The following is a 15,636-nucleotide window of genomic DNA, read 5'->3' on the forward strand; positions in this document are numbered from 1 at the left end:
TTTTTCTTACATCTTCGTTCATATGGTAACATTATCCTTTTCAATGTTCACCGAAAAATTTTTTTGTATTTTCCGAATTTCTCATTGCGTTTTTAGGCCTATTTTTGTAAGAAATTCGAACCAGAACTTTGCTCGGGAATATTTCGACAATTATAGACCGCATTCCCCACTAGTGCTATAATATGGGTATTCTATATAAAGGAGCGCTTACATAATGATTCAATGGTACTACTCGCTATCAGTGCGCAATAAATTATTGGTCACGACTTATTTCAATTTAGCGCTTTTTGCCATTGTAACAATCCTTACTACAGCTATCCTTGGCGGCAAAGTGCTCGCTGTCGTGATCGGGGCTGTCGTGCTTGCGATCGCGGCCTTCCCGCTCGTATCGTTCATCGAGAAATCCATCACGCAGTCCTTCAGCGAAATTTCAGGGGCTGCTTACCGGATCGCCAAAGGCGACTTTACTCAGAAGATTGATACGGCTTCAGGATCCGGCGCCGGGGAGCTGGGGCATGCCTTTAACAGCATGGTAGACAAGCTTCGCGATATTCTGTCCGAGACATCGAACATCATTAAGCATGTCGCAGACACAAGCCGCAGTATCTTTGATAAAAACAACAATATTAAGACCGCAATGGAGCAAGTGGCCGCTTCGGCGAACGAGCTGGCGACCGGGGCGAACGAAATTTCTGAGGATGTCTCCGGCATGAGCGAGTCGATCAATGCGATTGAAGAAAAGGTAGCCGCATATGCGAACTCCACCAAAGTCATGAACGACAAATCGAAGCAAACGATTGTGCTGGTGGACAAAGGCCGCGAGGCGCTTGAGGTTCAGGCCGAAGGCATGAAGCGCAACGTTGAAGCTACCGCCAAAGTGTCCGAGACGATTGAAGATTTGGCGCGCAAAGCGCAAGGCATCTCCGCGATTACAACGACGATCTCCGACATCGCAGAACAAACGAATCTGCTGTCGCTCAACGCATCGATCGAGGCAGCCAGAGCCGGCGAGCACGGCCGCGGGTTCGCGGTGGTTGCGCAGGAAGTCCGAAAGCTGGCCGAAGAATCAACTGCTTCGACAAAGCAAGTATTCAATCTCGTCAAAAGCATCGACGAAGGAATTCGTCAAGCAATCAGCAACATGAAGGTCAACGAAGAAGTCGTACAGCTTCAAACGGAGCACATTCGTCAATCTGAGCTTGTATTTAAAGAGATTGAGCAAAGCATCGGCTTTATTACCGATCAGATTTATGCTTTTTCTCAAGAAAGCGACGCGATGCTTGAGAGCGCTCAAAAAATTTCGGCCGCTATTCAGAACATTTCCGCCATTACACAGCAATCCGCAGCGGGAACGGAGCAGGTATCCGCTTCGATGAATGAGCAAATTTCTTCCGTTCAAGCGGTCGTGGAAGAGACAGAACGTATGCTGACGATGGCAACGCAATTGCAACGAACGATTCAAGTATTCAAAATGAAATAATATCAAAAATGCTAACCGGCTTTGGCAATTTCGCTAAAGTCGGTTTTTTCATGTCCGGAATGACGCATGATCCGTTCGCTTGTCGGCACAATAAAAAGTAATCGGTTCACATATCACAACTACAGAACGGATGATGGGATATGAAGCCACAAATCTCTGCGTTCCTCAAATTAATCCTGTCGATCATTGTTTTGTCGGTCTTTCTTGATTTCCCGGCCCTGCAACCAAGCCGGTCCGATCAGCTCGCGATTGCCGCTCCCGATACGAAGGAGAAGAAGATCAAGCCTCAACACAAGCAAAAACGCCGCAGTCAAACAAAACGAGTAGTAAAAAGAAGCCACGCAAAAAAAAACGCGGCTAAAAGAAGACACGCGAAAAAAAACAACGGCGGCGATATGAGCTGGGTTGCTCTGCATAAGCAATTTCCAAATGTGTTCATGACCAATGGGAGCCGCGACCGCAAAATCGTAGCCCTAACATTCGATGACGCGCCGGACCCGCGGTTTACCCCGGCTATATTGGATGTTTTGGCGAAGTACAACATTTGCGCCACTTTCTTTATCGTAGGCGAGCGGGCGGCTAAGCATCCGGAATTAGTGGATCGGATTATTAAGGAAGGGCATGTAATCGGCAATCACTCGTACAATCACTCCGTTTTCTCAACCTTATCGATGTATCAGTACGAGCAGCAAATTTGGAAAACGGACGGTATCATCAAACGCATTACCGGCTTGTCGCCGAATTTCATTCGACCTCCGTATGGAGAGTTATTGCCGAAGCAAGCGGCATGGGGGAAAAAATATGGATATACCATCGTAAACTGGGATGTCGATTCCGAGGATTGGAAGAAAAACCCGAGCAGCGCCCGGGTTTTAGCTAATATTCGAAAGACGCTGCAGCCTGGCTCCATTATATTGCAGCATGCCGGCGGGGGAGAAGGGCAGGATTTATCCGGTACGATCAACGCTCTTCCCGTCTTAATCGAGTGGCTGCAAGGAAAAGGATATGATCTCCTTACCCTTCCTGAAATGCTTGGGAAAAAGCCTTACCGGTAAAGGTTATTGAAGCACATAAGCCGTAACGTTTTGGATGCCGAACTGACGAACCTTTTCCTTCGAGCCTGGGACAAAAATATCAATGCGGTCGCCTTTGATAGCCCCTCCTGTATCAGAGGCGGTCGCAATGATACCAATTTTCGGAAGTCCCAAATAGTCATAGCCGGTAATATAAAGCTTTGTGCCTAAAGGAATTTTTGCCGGGTCCACCGCAACCGTTCCAATCTTCAGCTTATCCCCGAAGTAATCGACTGCACCCCAGCCGCCGTTTTCCATCGTGTCCGCCGAATAAGCGGTAGCTTTCAAGGTCATCTTTTTGGTGTACGAATAATCGTATCCCCCTGGCCCGCGAACGTTTTTTACTGCCGGATCCATGACAGATACGGGCTCCTTTGCGGACGCAGCTTGCTTGATGGACATGGTTGCCGCTTCTCTGGCCGTCGTGACAGTAGGAATCGTAACCTTCATGCCGACCTGCAAATTCAGCGGGTCAACGGCTGGATTCGCTACCAGTATGTCTTTCAGCGGAACTTTATATTGCTGCGAAAGCTTCCAGAATGTATCTTTGCTTGTAACCGTATGTATTTGATTCGACGCATGTACGGTTCCTGCGGATAACGTAATGGAAAGCGCGATTGCCGCGCAAGCTATAAAAGATTTTTTCAAAACCATACCTCCAGACTTCGCCTTTAAAAAATAGCAGGGCGTTAAGCGATGCAGCTAACGCCCCGCGTTTGCTTCTATTAGCCGATGAACATTTGAACCCATTGGCCGTTTACGTAGCCCACTCCGATTTTCGTGAAGTTAGGATTTACGATATTCGCGCGATGTCCTGGGCTGTTCATCCAATCGGACATAACTCGTGCTGCCGTTGGTTGACCGGATGCGATGTTCTCTCCCGCGTAGTTATACTTCACGCCGAATGATTTCATCATATCGAATGGCGAACCGTAAGTCGGAGAAGTATGGCTGAAGTAATTGTTCACATCCATATCTCTTGCTTTTTCGGTTGCGACTTTGTTAAGCAAGGCATCCATTTGCAGAGCTTTCAATCCAAGCTTAGCGCGTTCTTGGTTAACCAAGGATACGATTTGCTCTTGAACCGAGCTTGCCGGTGCCGGCGTCGTTGTCGGTTTTGCCGTTGGAGCCGGTGTTGTCGTCGGCTTCGCCGTCGGCGCTGGCGTAGTCGTTGGCTTCGCCGTTGGAGCCGGCGTAGTCGTCGGCTTTGCTGTCGGAGCCGGCGTAGTCGTCGGCTTCGCCGTTGGAGCCGGCGTAGTCGTTGGCTTCGGCGTTGGAGCCGGCTTTGTTGTTGGCGCCGGTGTCGTTGTTGCGGATGGATACTTGATTGTAATGCCGTTTAGATCGATTTTCAGCTTGCTCAGATCGACACCGTATTTGTTTGCGATATCGTTAAGCGATGCGAAATTCATAACGTATGATTTTGCATTCAAATAATTGCAATTAGCTTGAGCCGCATCAGCTTTCGGAGCAGCGAATCCTGTTCCGATCATCGTTGCCGCAATGATACTTGCTACACCTACATGTATCGGTTTCATCTTCATTATTCATTTCCCCCTAAGCGTGATAGTTTTGTAGGACGTCCTGATGGCATCATCTTAGCACGGGGATAAAAAGGCTTTCATGGCACAAAAGTTTCCATTTCATAAGAAAACAGGGTCAAATACGCGCCGTTCCTGCATTATTAGAATCGTCTCATCCGGTATTTTCATAGAAAAAAGCCTCCCATTCCCCGCATTTACGAGGATAAGGAGGCTATTAAATAAAGCGAATTTACGCGTTTACGGTAATGAATTTGCCTGTTTCTTGCGACTCAAATGCGCACAAAATGACTTTCAGCGAAGCGCGGCCTTCTTCACCCGAAATGGCAGGAGTAGTGCCGTTCACGATGCTGTCAACAAAAGCATCGATAACACCGCTTGATTCCTGCTTCTCATTCGTCGAAATTGCGCCGACTTTATGCTTCTCAACCGTGCCGTTGCGAAGCTCGACAATCACTTGATCGTCCGGATGCGTACCGATTTTCATCACGCCGTTCTCGCACCACAGAATCGTGCTGTTGTCTTCGCCTTTATAGTACGTCCAGCTTGCCACAAGCGTACCGATAGCGCCGCTTTTCATGCGGAGAATGCAAGAAGCGTTGTCGTCAACTTGCGTGCCTTCTTTGTGGAGCGTGCCTACAAATGCGCCGATCTCCGCAACTTCATCATTCAGCATCCAACGGATCAGGTCGGATTTATGAACGCCAAGGTCGCCCATAGCTCCCATTAGCGCCTCTTCTTTACGGAAGAACCAGCTGTTCGCGCCGTCTACGCTCCATGCGTCAGGTCCTGGATGACCGAAGGAGGTACGGAATGTCAGCACTTTGCCAAGCACGCCGGATTCCAAAATTTGCTTCGCTTTTACGTGAGGAGGCATTAGGCGCTGGTTGTGGCCAACCATCAATTTTACTCCGTTATCTTCAGCCGCTTGGATCATCGCTTCCGCTTCGGCATCCGATACCGCCATCGGTTTCTCTACCAGTACATGTGCGCCTGCTTTCGCCGCGGCAATGCTCATAGAAGCGTGCAGCGCGTTTGGCGTACATACGCTTACCGCGTCAGGCTTTACTTCAGCGAGCATCGTCTCGTAATCGGCAAACGCCTTTCCGCCGTGCTGCTCAGCGAATTGCTGGGCGCGTTCAATAACCGGATCGACAAAAGCAACCAGTTCTACGTTTGGATTAGCCGCATACTCCGGGATGTGACGGTATTTCGAGATGGATCCGCAACCAATTACAGCTACTCTTACTTTGGACATAAATAAATTCCCCTGCCTTTATTCAAATTTGTTCAGATAGTTCGCTTTCATCCATTCCATGCTGGTAGCTACCGATTCGATCGGAGGGTTCGCGCATACGTCCTGCTCCACGATCAGCCATTCTACCGATGCTTCCGACGCCGCTTCAATAATCGGGCTCAACGGCAGATCGCCATTGCCAAGCTCGACGGTGTCAATTTGCTGCCCCTTCTCGCCGCCGCGGAAATCTTTCAAATGAAGAAGCGGCAGTCTGCCCGCATATTTCTTGACATAGGCTACCGGATCGATACCGGAATATTGCACCCAGCCGATGTCCATCTCAACCTGCAAATATTCAGGCGAAATGCGCTCATACAGCGCGTCAAAAACGATTTTTCCGTCGATTTCGACTTCGAACTCAAAGTCATGGTTGTGGTATGCGAATGTTATGCCTTCTTCTCTAAAGCGTTTGCCGAATTGTTCGAAGCTGACCAGATGCTTGCGCCAGGACTCCGTGTCACGCGCTTCGACAGGCAGCCAAGGGCAGATCGCGTATTTAGCGCCTATCGTTTTCAGGTAAGCGATTTCATCTTCCAGATTGTTTTCCAGCAGATGAAGTCCGATGTGGCTTCCAATTGCCTTCAGGCCAAGCTCGTCTAGCAGCTCGCGCATGCGTTCTGCCGGGATATCGCCATAGCCGGCAAATTCAACGCCTTCATACCCCATTGCCGCCACTTTACGCAGCGTGCCTTCAAAGTCCTCAGCCGTTTCGTTGCGAAGCGTATACATCTGCAAGCCAATGCCCATTCTTTTCATTGCAGCGCACTCCTTTATCGATTTAAGTTACGGATTAAATGTCTGATTTTGCCCTACGAGTTCCATTATATCGACCGTTCTCCTGCGAGAATAGTTGTTTTATTAGCTTATTTTTATGCGATTTTGCCTTTTCGAAGGAATAGTGTTGGGATGGACACTGTTGCATTTCGACATCACCAAGGATAGAATGAATAAAGCTTACACGCTAGTTAATCGTAAAGTTTACAAGGCTGTAACCTTTTGATCACTTTTTTTTAAGACTTTTTTAATATTTATCCGTTAAAATAGAAAAAAATCCTTCCTAAAGGATGGAGGTCATTTATATGAGAACAATGCTAGTCTTTCAGAATAAAACTATTCCCGTTTATTTAACGGATACAAACAAACAAGCGCTCGATAAGCTGTCTGCCGTTCTAAACCGAAAACTCACTACCGGTAAAAACGCGCTTAAAAAATGTATCACTTCTTTAATAAGCGTCGAGATCGTCGGCAGCGAGGCTACGCTTCACTCTTATTATGAGCGGGACACGCTCACGATTTCGCTTTATTAAGATAAACGAAAGACGCCATCTCCCTTGCATGACGCAGGAGAGATGGCGTTTTTATTAGCTTGCTGCAAGCCGGTTCTCTTCTTTTCCCCGATTGCCCCAGATGAACAGCACCGTGCCGATAGCACCGCAAATCCCGGCAGCGATAAGCAAAGCGCTGATCGGCACTTGAGACGTTAGCGTCGATCCCAGAATCGGACCAAGCGTTCCACGAACCCCGAATAACATAAGATGAATGCCGAACACCATCGCTTCTCTTCCCGGAACAAGCCGAAATACAAACGCCAGAATGCCAATATCCCATATCGCTTCGCCGATGCCTTGAATCCCGTTTCCTATAATGACCGCGGGATACGTCCCCCATAAGCCGTATAGCATCGGGACGATGGCATAGGCGCCGATTCCGATCATAAGCGTATACTTGATCGGAAAGCGGTCGATCATTCGGCCTGCCGTCCAGAACGTAAGAAGCAGGGCGGTAAAGTAAGCGACGCGGGCGTAGCCGATCTGAACATTAGTAAGCTCCAGCACATCGACCTGGGTTATTTGATAGAGCGGGCTTGCCAGCATATTCCCAAAGCCCGCAAACGTCGTAGCGGCCAGGAAGACCGCCAGCGCCCGATTCGACGCCACAAGCTCCCATTGTTCTTTCCAAGCAAATTTCTGTTTTTTCGCTTCCGGTTCGGAGGCTTCCCGTTGCCGCGAGTCCGGCTCAGATGTGCGCTCCGCTTTTTTGGACAATTTCAGCGTGTTGAATATGGCTGCGGATACAACTCCTGCAATCGAAGCGGCAATCAATGGTCCAGAGGGACCGAACGCTTCCGACCAGCCGCCGACCAAATAGGCAAGCGGAATCATCAGGATGCCCATCGCGACGCGGACATACCCCATCAGCCGGCCTCTTATATCGGTTGGGTACATTCTGGACACCAGCGCCGCATAGGCCGGAGCTTGAATGCCCATAAGCAGCTGGAAAATTAAGGCGGTAGCGACATAAACGGATGGATACGCGAAAAAAGCGGGCAGCAGAAGAAGCAAACGGCCAATCAAGTTCGGAATAATGACAAACGGCTTCGGCGCTTTCGCTCTCTCAATCCAGTTCGCCCAAAAGGGGGAGAAGATAAGGCCGATCGCGGGCGCGGCGGTCAAAAGCCCGACCTGGACGTGACTCGCTCCTTGCTGAATGGCAAAGGCGACATAAAACTGATTCATTACAACATTAAATAATCCGAATAAACAGGAGGCTATTAGGTCAGTGCGAGCGTTTCTCCAAACCCTTGCCGTCATCGGCATGCCGAATTTCACGAGATGAGAGCTAGCCTTCGTCACGCGTGCCATAAGATGATCGATACCTTCTTCGCTAGGATGTTAGAACGGACGGAGGACCCTCAGCCGAAAGCTAAGGATCCTCGCTCATCACGATTCATTCGAATGGATATTACTACATCGCTTCTTTTTTGTACAGCATTTTATAGGCACGGTTCATGATCCCTTCTTCTTTTCGAGACCTGCCAAAAAACGGTGAAGCACAAACGCTACGCTCTTATCTATATCAATAGGGATCCCGAACCCGCCATGGCCCTCGATAGAGGCAAATCCGTGAAGCAAGCTTCTAAGCCCGCGTACCGCATGGATGCCTTCTTCCTCGGATAGGCCATAAGGAGACAAGATGTTCAGGAACATGTTCACCAGTTTATCCGCTAAACGTTCATGCTCTTTGTTATCAAGGGACGGCGCTCGCAGCGTCAGCTCATACAAACCGGGATGAGCTCTCGCGAAACCCGTATAAGCTGAAGCGATCCGGACGACCGCTTCATAGCCGATCGCATCCCCCGCCGCATGCGACAAGGCTTCATTCAGCAGCTGGAGGCCGTATACGGCAAGATGAGACCGAAGAGCCGGCAAGCCTTCCACATGATTGTACAGCGATGGCGAGCGGACGCCTAGCTTCTTGGCAAGCGATGCAAGCGTCACGGACTCGAGCCCTTCCGAATCGGCCAGCTCAGCTGCTTGCATAATAATAACGTTCAGATCAAGACCGGCCCTCGGTGACATGAGAAATAACTCCTTTCTTATTGAAAAAACGTTCCGCGTCCCGGATCGCTTTCTCCATAGCCGAAAGCGGATCCTTCCACAAATTGCCGTGGCCAGTTGCTAAAACCGCGGGACGAAGCCTCGCGAGCTTCCGAGCGCTCTCTAAGCTAGCCGCCGGGTTCCAGGTCGCGAATGCGGGAAACGGGAACATGAATTTCATATGCCCGGTAACCGTCATTCCCCCTCTTGTATGAAAAGCGTCTCCCGCGAGCAGCATGCCTGTTCGCTCATCCCAAAATGCCATCGAGCCCGGCGTATGTCCGGGAGCGGCGATGGCAATTAATGAGCCAACCCGGTCGTTTTCAGCAAGCAGCACATCGGGAGTCGTCTGGATGCCCTTCGGTATCCCGCCGCGAATCGGCCTATCCCCCTCTCCGTCCATTAAGGAAACGTCGCCGCGAAGCAGCTTCGCATCCCGTTCCGAAATATAAACTTTCGCTTCCGGCAGCAGCTTCTTCAGTCCGTCCAGCGCCCCAACATGGTCGCCGTGCGCATGCGTTAACGCAATTCGCGTTATCGGCTTGCCGAGCTGTTCCGCCGCTTTCATAATAGCCGATACATTGTTCGGCAATGCGGCGTCCACTAGCGTCAATCCGTCCTCTTCTTCAACCAAATAGCAATTCACCGGGAATACAACCGGCAAATACGTAAGCTGCGCGGCCTTTTTCTCACGAGTCATTCGCATAACTTTAACACGCTCCTCCTAAAACTAATATCGTTAGTTTCACTATAAACTAATGACATTAGTTTTGCAAGCCCAAAAAAAGCAGACCAGCATAAATCTAGTCTGCTTCTTCGTCACTTTGCATCATAACGGCCATAAGACGCGGCATACAGCAGCATTTTGTTATAGGCCTCTTGATCAATCTTCTCAAGCGGATGGAATTGCGGATGATTCGAATTCACTTCCAGCACCCACAACTCACCCGACGTATCGTACGCGAAATCGATCCCCATCTCTTGCATGCCGGAGCGCTTGGCACTTAAATGTCTTGCGATTCGAACCGCCGTATCCGATAGCTGCCGCTCTCTTCTGGTTCGCTCCACCTGTTTTAAATCTAAGCTTTCGTGCAGGTCATGGATTGAAATAATGTCCCCGCCTTGATAATAATTCGTAACAATCTTTTTTGCAGCGCCCACCTTTACCATAAACCCCGTGCACACCCAAGAGCCGCCCGGCTTTCTCTGCACCATAACCCGGATATCGTACGGCCTGTTCCCCACTTTGTCCAGGTCGATCCCTTGCTGGATAATCATTTGTCCGCGCTTTAGCCCTAGGATCCGGTTATACAGCTCGGCCTTAGAGTCAAATATAGCTTTCCATTGCTGTTTGCCCTCTACCGCCTTCAGTTCATATCCCTTGCCGACGCGTCTGACTCTGCAAATCCCAATGCCTAACGAACCGACGTCCGGTTTCACATATACCGTTGCATAGTTGGCGATCATCCACTCCAGATTTAACCGGTTAAACGCGAGTGTCTTCGGCACATAACGGCGCAGTTCGGTATCGTCGGACAGATAATGGCATACTCGCAGCTTCCCTCTAATGTTGCGGCTTGCGTAATTTTTGGCCACTCGTTTCACCTCTCTACATTCTATGAAACGAGTCTATGACCGGAAGTACGTTTAACTAGAGATAGCAGCGCATTTTTAATAGTTAATAGACCCAATAGATTTATTCGCCCAGCAAAATTTTGGCATAAGGCGATTCGATCGGAATCATGATGACCGGTTCGTTCTGCAGCGTAATCACGTAGCTCTCCAGCGTTCGGTACAAATTGTAGAAGCCCGGATCTTTGCCATAAGCGCTGTTATAAATTTGCGCGGCTTCCTGCTCGCCCTCGGCAATGATCTTTTTGGCGTCGGCCTCCGCCTGAGCCAATAATTCCGTCGCTGTCCGGTCCGCCTTTGACGTAATTTTCCTGGACTCCTCGTCGCCCTCGGACAAATAACGCGCGGCAATCGATTGACGGTCTGATATCATCCGATTATAAACGCTTTGTTTGTTGCTTTCGGGCAAATCCGTCCGCTTAATGCGCACGTCTATAATCTCAATGCCATAATCGCTGCGTTGAAGCGCCTGGGCCACGTCCATTGTAATTTCGTCATTTATATTGCCCCTTGCGGAGTTTTCGCTAATGATGACGTCATAATCGACTTCCGACAGCTTCCGTCTGACCGAATTGTATACGGCCTCGTCAATCCGCTGCGCCCCTCCGCTGACCGTATTCAGATTGCGGTAAAACTTCTCCGGGTCGGAGATGCGCCAAATCGTATAATTGTCCACGAGAATCGGCTTTTTATCCTTCGTCATGATTTGACCTGGATTGCTTTCGAACGTCATCTGATATTTGGGCAGCACCGTAGTCGACTCTATGAACGGAATCTTGAAGTTAAGCCCAGGCTCCTTGACCGTTCTCATCGCCTCCCCGAATCTTAACACAACTTTGTATTCGCCTTCCTTCACGATAAACATCGAGCCCGCTCCAAGCATGAACACGACGATGACCGCGGCTATCATTATCCAATGTTTTGGCTTCATTGCGCGTTACCTCCTTGCGTGTTGTCACTCGTACTAGAACCTGATGAAGAGGATGCTCCCTTATCCCGCAGCAGCTCGTTAAGAGGCAAATAATTGACGGTGTCGCTTCCGGAGTTCGTGATGAATATTTGCGCGTTAGGCAATATTTTCTCCAGCGTCTCGAGAATGAGGCGGCTTTCCGTAACATCCGGATTTTTAGCGTATTCGGCATATATGGCGTTAAATTTGGCGACGTCGCCCTCCGCGTTCAGAATACGCGATTTTTTTTCGGCCTCCGCATGCTCAATTAGCGCCTGCGCTTCACCTCTGGCTTTTGGAATTCGATCGTTCTCGTATTTGGCCGCGTTATTAATTTTAGTGTTCTTCTCCTCGCGCGCATTGGTGACGGCGCGGAAGGCATCCTCCACTTCGCCCCCTGGCGGCTCGATATCCTGGAATTTCAAATCGATGATCTGAATCCCTGTTTCGTATTTCGACTGGAGCTCGATCAGACGCTCCCGCACTTGATCCTGGATGGCTGTTTTCCCGTCCGTAATGGCGTAATCCAGCTTCTGCGAGCCAATGACGGAGCGTATAGACGCGCCGGTAGCGTTTCGGAGAAATTGTTCAGGGTTGCTAATATTATAGAGATAGTCGTGAATATCGCTTATTTTCCATGTCACGACTGCATCAGCCGAAACGATATTTTCATCGCCGGTAATCATGATCGCTTCTTCGTCGACCGGAATGACCTCGTCTCCGTTTTGACGGTAGCCGATCGTGATATGCTGAGTGAGCTCCGCAGGCACGATTCGGACCTGCTGAATCGGCGCCGGCCATTTGAAATGGAGCCCGGATGTCGTTTCATGCGAATATTTTCCGAATGTCAGCACGGCCGCCCGTTCCTGCTCCTGTACGGTATAGAAAGATGATGATCCCAAATAAATGATGACGATGGCGGCCGCTATCCCAATCATCAGCTTTTTAACCGTGCCCGGCTTTAGTTCCGGCGGCTTACGGTTCGGATTGGCTTTCGGACCCGCTTGAGGTTCTTGATTCATAAAATTCAACTGCGCCCTCTCCTTCCAAATACCCTTTTTTATGGTCGGTAATACGTAATTAGCGCGTATTTGGTCACAACTTTTTAAGGTTCCTTTAAGGTTTCGTGCATTTGAGCACTTTGAACAACTGTTGCCTATCATAATTTCGCGATCTTGACGACGATATTGGTATGTGCCGGCATTGTCCTGAAGTCGCAAAAAAAAGCCCTTGGCACATGGCAAGGACTTATAGGAAAACCCGTTGGCGAGACTTGATCGATCTGTTCTTTTGTCAGGGTGACCGGTCCGCCAATCATTTCTCTCCTATCTCGGGCAGAAAAAATGATTGCTTCAACTATACTCTCCTTCCACGCTCTCGGAAAATCCGTTAAAAGAAAGTAACATTGTAAATAAAACAAAAAAGCCCCTGGGTACCAGGAGCTTCATTGTTCAACTTATGTATGCGGTAGAGAGGACTCGAACCTCCACGGGCGTACGCCCACTACCCCCTCAAGATAGCGTGTCTGCCATTCCACCACTACCGCATGTATAAAATTGTCGACCGATCCTTCATACCAGCGCTTTCGAGGGAGAAAGAAACTGGTGAGCCATGAAGGACTCGAACCTTCGACACCCTGATTAAAAGTCAGGTGCTCTACCAACTGAGCTAATGGCTCTCATGACGGAAACGAACTCATAAGAGCTGCTTCTCTAGAGGATGGTTGGTGACCCGTAGGGGATTCGAACCCCTGTTACCTCCGTGAAAGGGAGGTGTCTTAACCCCTTGACCAACGGGCCACATTTACTAGCTTCGCTTTTTGGCGACAAGAATGATTATATCAACTTGTCATTCAAATTGCAAGTACTTTTTTTAAAATCTTTTCGACGGCCATTTGAGGCAAATAAAAAAGACCGATGCTCGGCCTCTTCCACTTGAGTCCTGAGAAAAGATATGGCGGAGAAGGAGGGATTCGAACCCTCGCACCACTTACGCAGTCTAACCCCTTAGCAGAGGGTCCCCTTGAGCCACTTGGGTACTTCTCCAGAAAATGGCTCCCCGAACAGGACTCGAACCTGTGACAACTCGATTAACAGTCGAGTGCTCTACCAACTGAGCTATCAGGGAAAAGTAAAAGTGACAATTAATAATTTATCACGGCGACTTCAGGTTGTCAAGCGTCTGCATCTTTAATCTTCCCCTGCATTTTCCGCAAGCGTAACGGGCCGGATCGACTTTCCTTTTCCGCAAATATTCGGTACCGCAATCCACGCACTTCAGCTTGTAACGGAAGGGGCTTGTCCTTCGGCCTGTGCGATCGGGCAAGGCGCTGCAAAACCGGGAGCCGCCGACATGGGCCAGCAGCGTTTTGAAATCGGCGTCCCGATGACGGTATCCTCGTTTCATGAGGTGAAGATGGTAATGGCAAAGCTCGTGCTTGATGATTTTTTCGGTTTCCTCTTCACCGAACGCTGCCAGCTGATGCGGACTAATCTCGATGTCATGCGTACGGGTGAAATACCGGCCGCCGGTAGCTTTCAGTCTTCCGTTAAACGTGGCCTTATGCAGAAACGGTCTTCCGAAAGACTCTAAAGAAACCCGTTCCACCCACTTTTGCAAAGCTTCGTTATCCATGTCTTATCCTCCCCCAATACTTGAATTTTAACGCTTGTATAAGCTACACTGTCAAGTAGGAATGATGAATCGTTAATGGACCGAACACCGCGTTTACGCAAGCAAATCGAGGGGAGAATATGACCGTTCATGGCTACTATGCGATATGTTTTATTAAAAGATAAAGAATCCGTTTCCTTCGTGGAAATGCCAGCGTCTCACGCTTACCAGCTAAGCGCGCTGAATTTGCGCCTCCATAAAGAAATCGACAAGCTTACCGCCGATGAAGTGCCGGCGCTGCCTTATGCGTTAGCCGAATGCGATAACGTGGATTTGCATGATCCTTCCGTTTCGATCGTTAGCGGATTGGCATACATTAACAGCCTAGAACGCGATTTCGCCGGAATCCAGGAAAAATCGTATCCGCTCATCTCGCTTCTTACAGAAATTCGCGCCTTGCAAGCGCAGCTGGAGCAATGGTACGAAGAATTTGAGGAAGAACAGCTAGGCTAATTCGATTCGGACCTGCACGGACATCCGCCCTTCGCCATATGGTAGTAGAACAACAGGCGAAGCCCCGGGAGGAGGACGGATGCGTATGCCGCAGTGGCTGTGCAACCAACTGATGCGCGCATTTCAGCAGAAGGACCGAAGACAGATCAAGCTGCTTAACGACTGCTGGTATTTTTATCGAACCAAACAAGGACCGAAGGAACAGAGCAGCGGTTCGTTATAGCAAGGAGTAAGCGGACACGCGCTCCAATGAAAAACCCGTCAGCTCTCTTCATGCGAGCCGACGGGTTTATTAATGCCTTATTATTTCATCTCGTTAAAAAATACGATTTGATCAAGCGGCAGCCGTGTCGTCGGGTGTCCGGGAGACGCCGCTTTCCCGATCGGCAGCATGAGGGCCGGCAAGTACCGGTCCGGAATTTGGAAAAACTCTCTTGCTTTATCGCGGTTGTAGCCGCCCATCGGCACTGTGTCGTAGCCTTTCGCTTTCGCGGCAAGCATAAGCTGCATCGAGACGAGCCCGCAATCGAACATTACAATTTCCTTAAGGCGCTCTGCTGGCAGGGATGAATAAAGCCTTGTGGAGTTTGCAATCATATTGTTTTTAATGTCTTCCGACATATATCCGGCTTCAGCGGCCGAAGTATAAATCTGCTCCGAAAGCTTATACATTTCAAGATCGGCCATAACAAGAACGATTGCGGAAGCTTCTACAACTTGCTGCTGATTGTTGGCGATCGGAAGCAGCTGGTTTTTCGTCTCTTGATCCGTTATAACAAGAAACCGCCATGGCTGCATATTGGACGAAGACGGCGCCTTCGTCGCAATCGTCAGCAGCTCGCGAATCTCTTCCTCTGTGATCGCCGCGCTGGTGTCATACTTACGGACGGAACGGCGGTCCTCAGCCACTTTAAAAAAGGATACGTCTGCTCCTACAGCTTCTTTCAATTCATTGGAAACGGTCATTCTTATTCCTCCCCGGTCTCTTTGTTTAACTGTAACTCATTTGATAACAGTATATCCGCATAACGAACTATTGTCAATTAACTTTATTCAAATAACAAGCTAACATATAGTAAGCGTTTCCATCTATTCTTATATCGCAAGCAATAAGGACAGCCTCGCGGCTGTCCTTTTTATTGTTGCCTTATCCGCTTCCCG

Annotated in this window: 17 protein-coding genes and 5 tRNA genes; 5 read left to right on the plus strand and 17 right to left on the minus strand. The window is 49.3% G+C overall.

The window, feature by feature from the left end:
• Positions 1 to 217: 217 nt before the first annotated feature.
• Positions 218 to 1,480, plus strand: coding sequence for a methyl-accepting chemotaxis protein (locus D3P08_RS10465; protein WP_240647434.1), 1,263 nt, complete (start codon positions 218 to 220; stop codon positions 1,478 to 1,480).
• Positions 1,481 to 1,620: 140 nt separating this feature from the next.
• Positions 1,621 to 2,535 carry a polysaccharide deacetylase family protein gene (locus D3P08_RS10470; protein WP_240647411.1) on the plus strand — a complete coding sequence of 305 codons (915 nt, stop codon included), beginning with the start codon at positions 1,621 to 1,623 and terminating at the stop codon, positions 2,533 to 2,535.
• Between the two features lie 3 nt (positions 2,536 to 2,538).
• Here the strand turns inward: D3P08_RS10470 and D3P08_RS10475 are convergent, their stop codons facing one another.
• From D3P08_RS10475 to D3P08_RS10490, 4 genes are all read right to left on the minus strand, one after another.
• Positions 2,539 to 3,207, minus strand: coding sequence for a 3D domain-containing protein (locus D3P08_RS10475; RefSeq protein ID WP_119599645.1), 669 nt, complete (start codon positions 3,205 to 3,207; stop codon positions 2,539 to 2,541).
• A 71-nt stretch (positions 3,208 to 3,278) separates the two neighbouring features.
• Entirely contained in the window at positions 3,279 to 4,097 is an 819-nt protein-coding gene (locus tag D3P08_RS10480) for a CAP domain-containing protein (protein WP_119599646.1), read from the minus strand.
• Between the two features lie 229 nt (positions 4,098 to 4,326).
• Entirely contained in the window at positions 4,327 to 5,352 is a 1,026-nt protein-coding gene (locus D3P08_RS10485; protein WP_119599647.1) for a Gfo/Idh/MocA family protein, read from the minus strand.
• Positions 5,353 to 5,370: 18 nt separating this feature from the next.
• A complete protein-coding gene (locus D3P08_RS10490; RefSeq protein ID WP_119599648.1) occupies positions 5,371 to 6,147 on the minus strand; it encodes a sugar phosphate isomerase/epimerase family protein in 777 nt (258 codons plus the stop codon).
• 323 nt (positions 6,148 to 6,470) lie between these two features.
• Between D3P08_RS10490 and D3P08_RS10495 the strand changes: the two genes are divergently transcribed.
• The gene (locus tag D3P08_RS10495) at positions 6,471 to 6,698 is read left to right on the plus strand and encodes a 3-dehydroquinate dehydratase (protein WP_119599649.1); all 228 of its coding nucleotides are present in this window, start codon (positions 6,471 to 6,473) and stop codon (positions 6,696 to 6,698) included.
• 54 nt (positions 6,699 to 6,752) lie between these two features.
• On the opposite strand, the gene D3P08_RS10500 is transcribed toward D3P08_RS10495, so the two are convergent.
• The 12 genes from D3P08_RS10500 to D3P08_RS10555 all read right to left on the minus strand — a co-directional run bounded on the left by D3P08_RS10500 (position 6,753) and on the right by D3P08_RS10555 (position 13,983).
• The gene (locus tag D3P08_RS10500) at positions 6,753 to 8,033 is read right to left on the minus strand and encodes an MFS transporter (RefSeq protein ID WP_119599650.1); all 1,281 of its coding nucleotides are present in this window, start codon (positions 8,031 to 8,033) and stop codon (positions 6,753 to 6,755) included.
• 144 nt (positions 8,034 to 8,177) lie between these two features.
• Entirely contained in the window at positions 8,178 to 8,750 is a 573-nt protein-coding gene (locus tag D3P08_RS10505; protein WP_119599651.1) for a TetR/AcrR family transcriptional regulator, read from the minus strand.
• Positions 8,728 to 9,474 carry an MBL fold metallo-hydrolase gene (locus tag D3P08_RS10510; RefSeq protein ID WP_119599652.1) on the minus strand — a complete coding sequence of 249 codons (747 nt, stop codon included), beginning with the start codon at positions 9,472 to 9,474 and terminating at the stop codon, positions 8,728 to 8,730. Before D3P08_RS10510 ends, D3P08_RS10505 begins: the two co-directional genes overlap by 23 nt.
• A gap of 113 nt (positions 9,475 to 9,587) precedes the next feature.
• Positions 9,588 to 10,364, minus strand: coding sequence for a YheC/YheD family protein (locus tag D3P08_RS10515; protein WP_119599653.1), 777 nt, complete (start codon positions 10,362 to 10,364; stop codon positions 9,588 to 9,590).
• 100 nt (positions 10,365 to 10,464) lie between these two features.
• Positions 10,465 to 11,331 (minus strand): protease modulator HflC, encoded by an 867-nt coding sequence (gene hflC / locus D3P08_RS10520; RefSeq protein ID WP_119599654.1) that lies wholly within the window; start codon positions 11,329 to 11,331, stop codon positions 10,465 to 10,467.
• Entirely contained in the window at positions 11,328 to 12,371 is a 1,044-nt protein-coding gene (gene hflK, locus D3P08_RS10525) for an FtsH protease activity modulator HflK (RefSeq protein ID WP_119599798.1), read from the minus strand. Before hflK ends, hflC begins: the two co-directional genes overlap by 4 nt.
• 441 nt (positions 12,372 to 12,812) lie before the next feature.
• Positions 12,813 to 12,895 (minus strand) — tRNA-Leu (locus D3P08_RS10530).
• A gap of 56 nt (positions 12,896 to 12,951) precedes the next feature.
• Positions 12,952 to 13,027, minus strand: a tRNA-Lys gene (locus D3P08_RS10535).
• Positions 13,028 to 13,073: 46 nt separating this feature from the next.
• A tRNA-Glu gene (locus D3P08_RS10540) sits at positions 13,074 to 13,148 on the minus strand.
• Between the two features lie 155 nt (positions 13,149 to 13,303).
• Positions 13,304 to 13,394, minus strand: a tRNA-Ser gene (locus D3P08_RS10545).
• A gap of 6 nt (positions 13,395 to 13,400) precedes the next feature.
• A tRNA-Asn gene (locus D3P08_RS10550) sits at positions 13,401 to 13,476 on the minus strand.
• Between the two features lie 27 nt (positions 13,477 to 13,503).
• Complete coding sequence (locus D3P08_RS10555; protein ID WP_119599655.1) at positions 13,504 to 13,983, minus strand: SprT family protein; 480 nt, start codon at positions 13,981 to 13,983, stop codon at positions 13,504 to 13,506.
• A 129-nt stretch (positions 13,984 to 14,112) separates the two neighbouring features.
• Between D3P08_RS10555 and D3P08_RS10560 the strand changes: the two genes are divergently transcribed.
• Positions 14,113 to 14,475, plus strand: coding sequence for a hydrolase/acyltransferase (locus D3P08_RS10560; protein ID WP_119599656.1), 363 nt, complete (start codon positions 14,113 to 14,115; stop codon positions 14,473 to 14,475).
• 85 nt (positions 14,476 to 14,560) lie between these two features.
• Complete coding sequence (gene cmpA / locus D3P08_RS10565; protein WP_119599657.1) at positions 14,561 to 14,698, plus strand: cortex morphogenetic protein CmpA; 138 nt, start codon at positions 14,561 to 14,563, stop codon at positions 14,696 to 14,698.
• A gap of 80 nt (positions 14,699 to 14,778) precedes the next feature.
• On the opposite strand, the gene D3P08_RS10570 is transcribed toward cmpA, so the two are convergent.
• Positions 14,779 to 15,441, minus strand: a complete 663-nt coding sequence (locus D3P08_RS10570) for a nitroreductase family protein (RefSeq protein ID WP_119599658.1) — start codon at positions 15,439 to 15,441, stop codon at positions 14,779 to 14,781.
• Positions 15,442 to 15,636 lie beyond the last annotated feature (195 nt).

It is taken from the genome of Paenibacillus nanensis (assembly GCF_003583765.1).
Classification (GTDB): Bacteria; Bacillota; Bacilli; order Paenibacillales; family Paenibacillaceae; genus Pristimantibacillus; species Pristimantibacillus nanensis.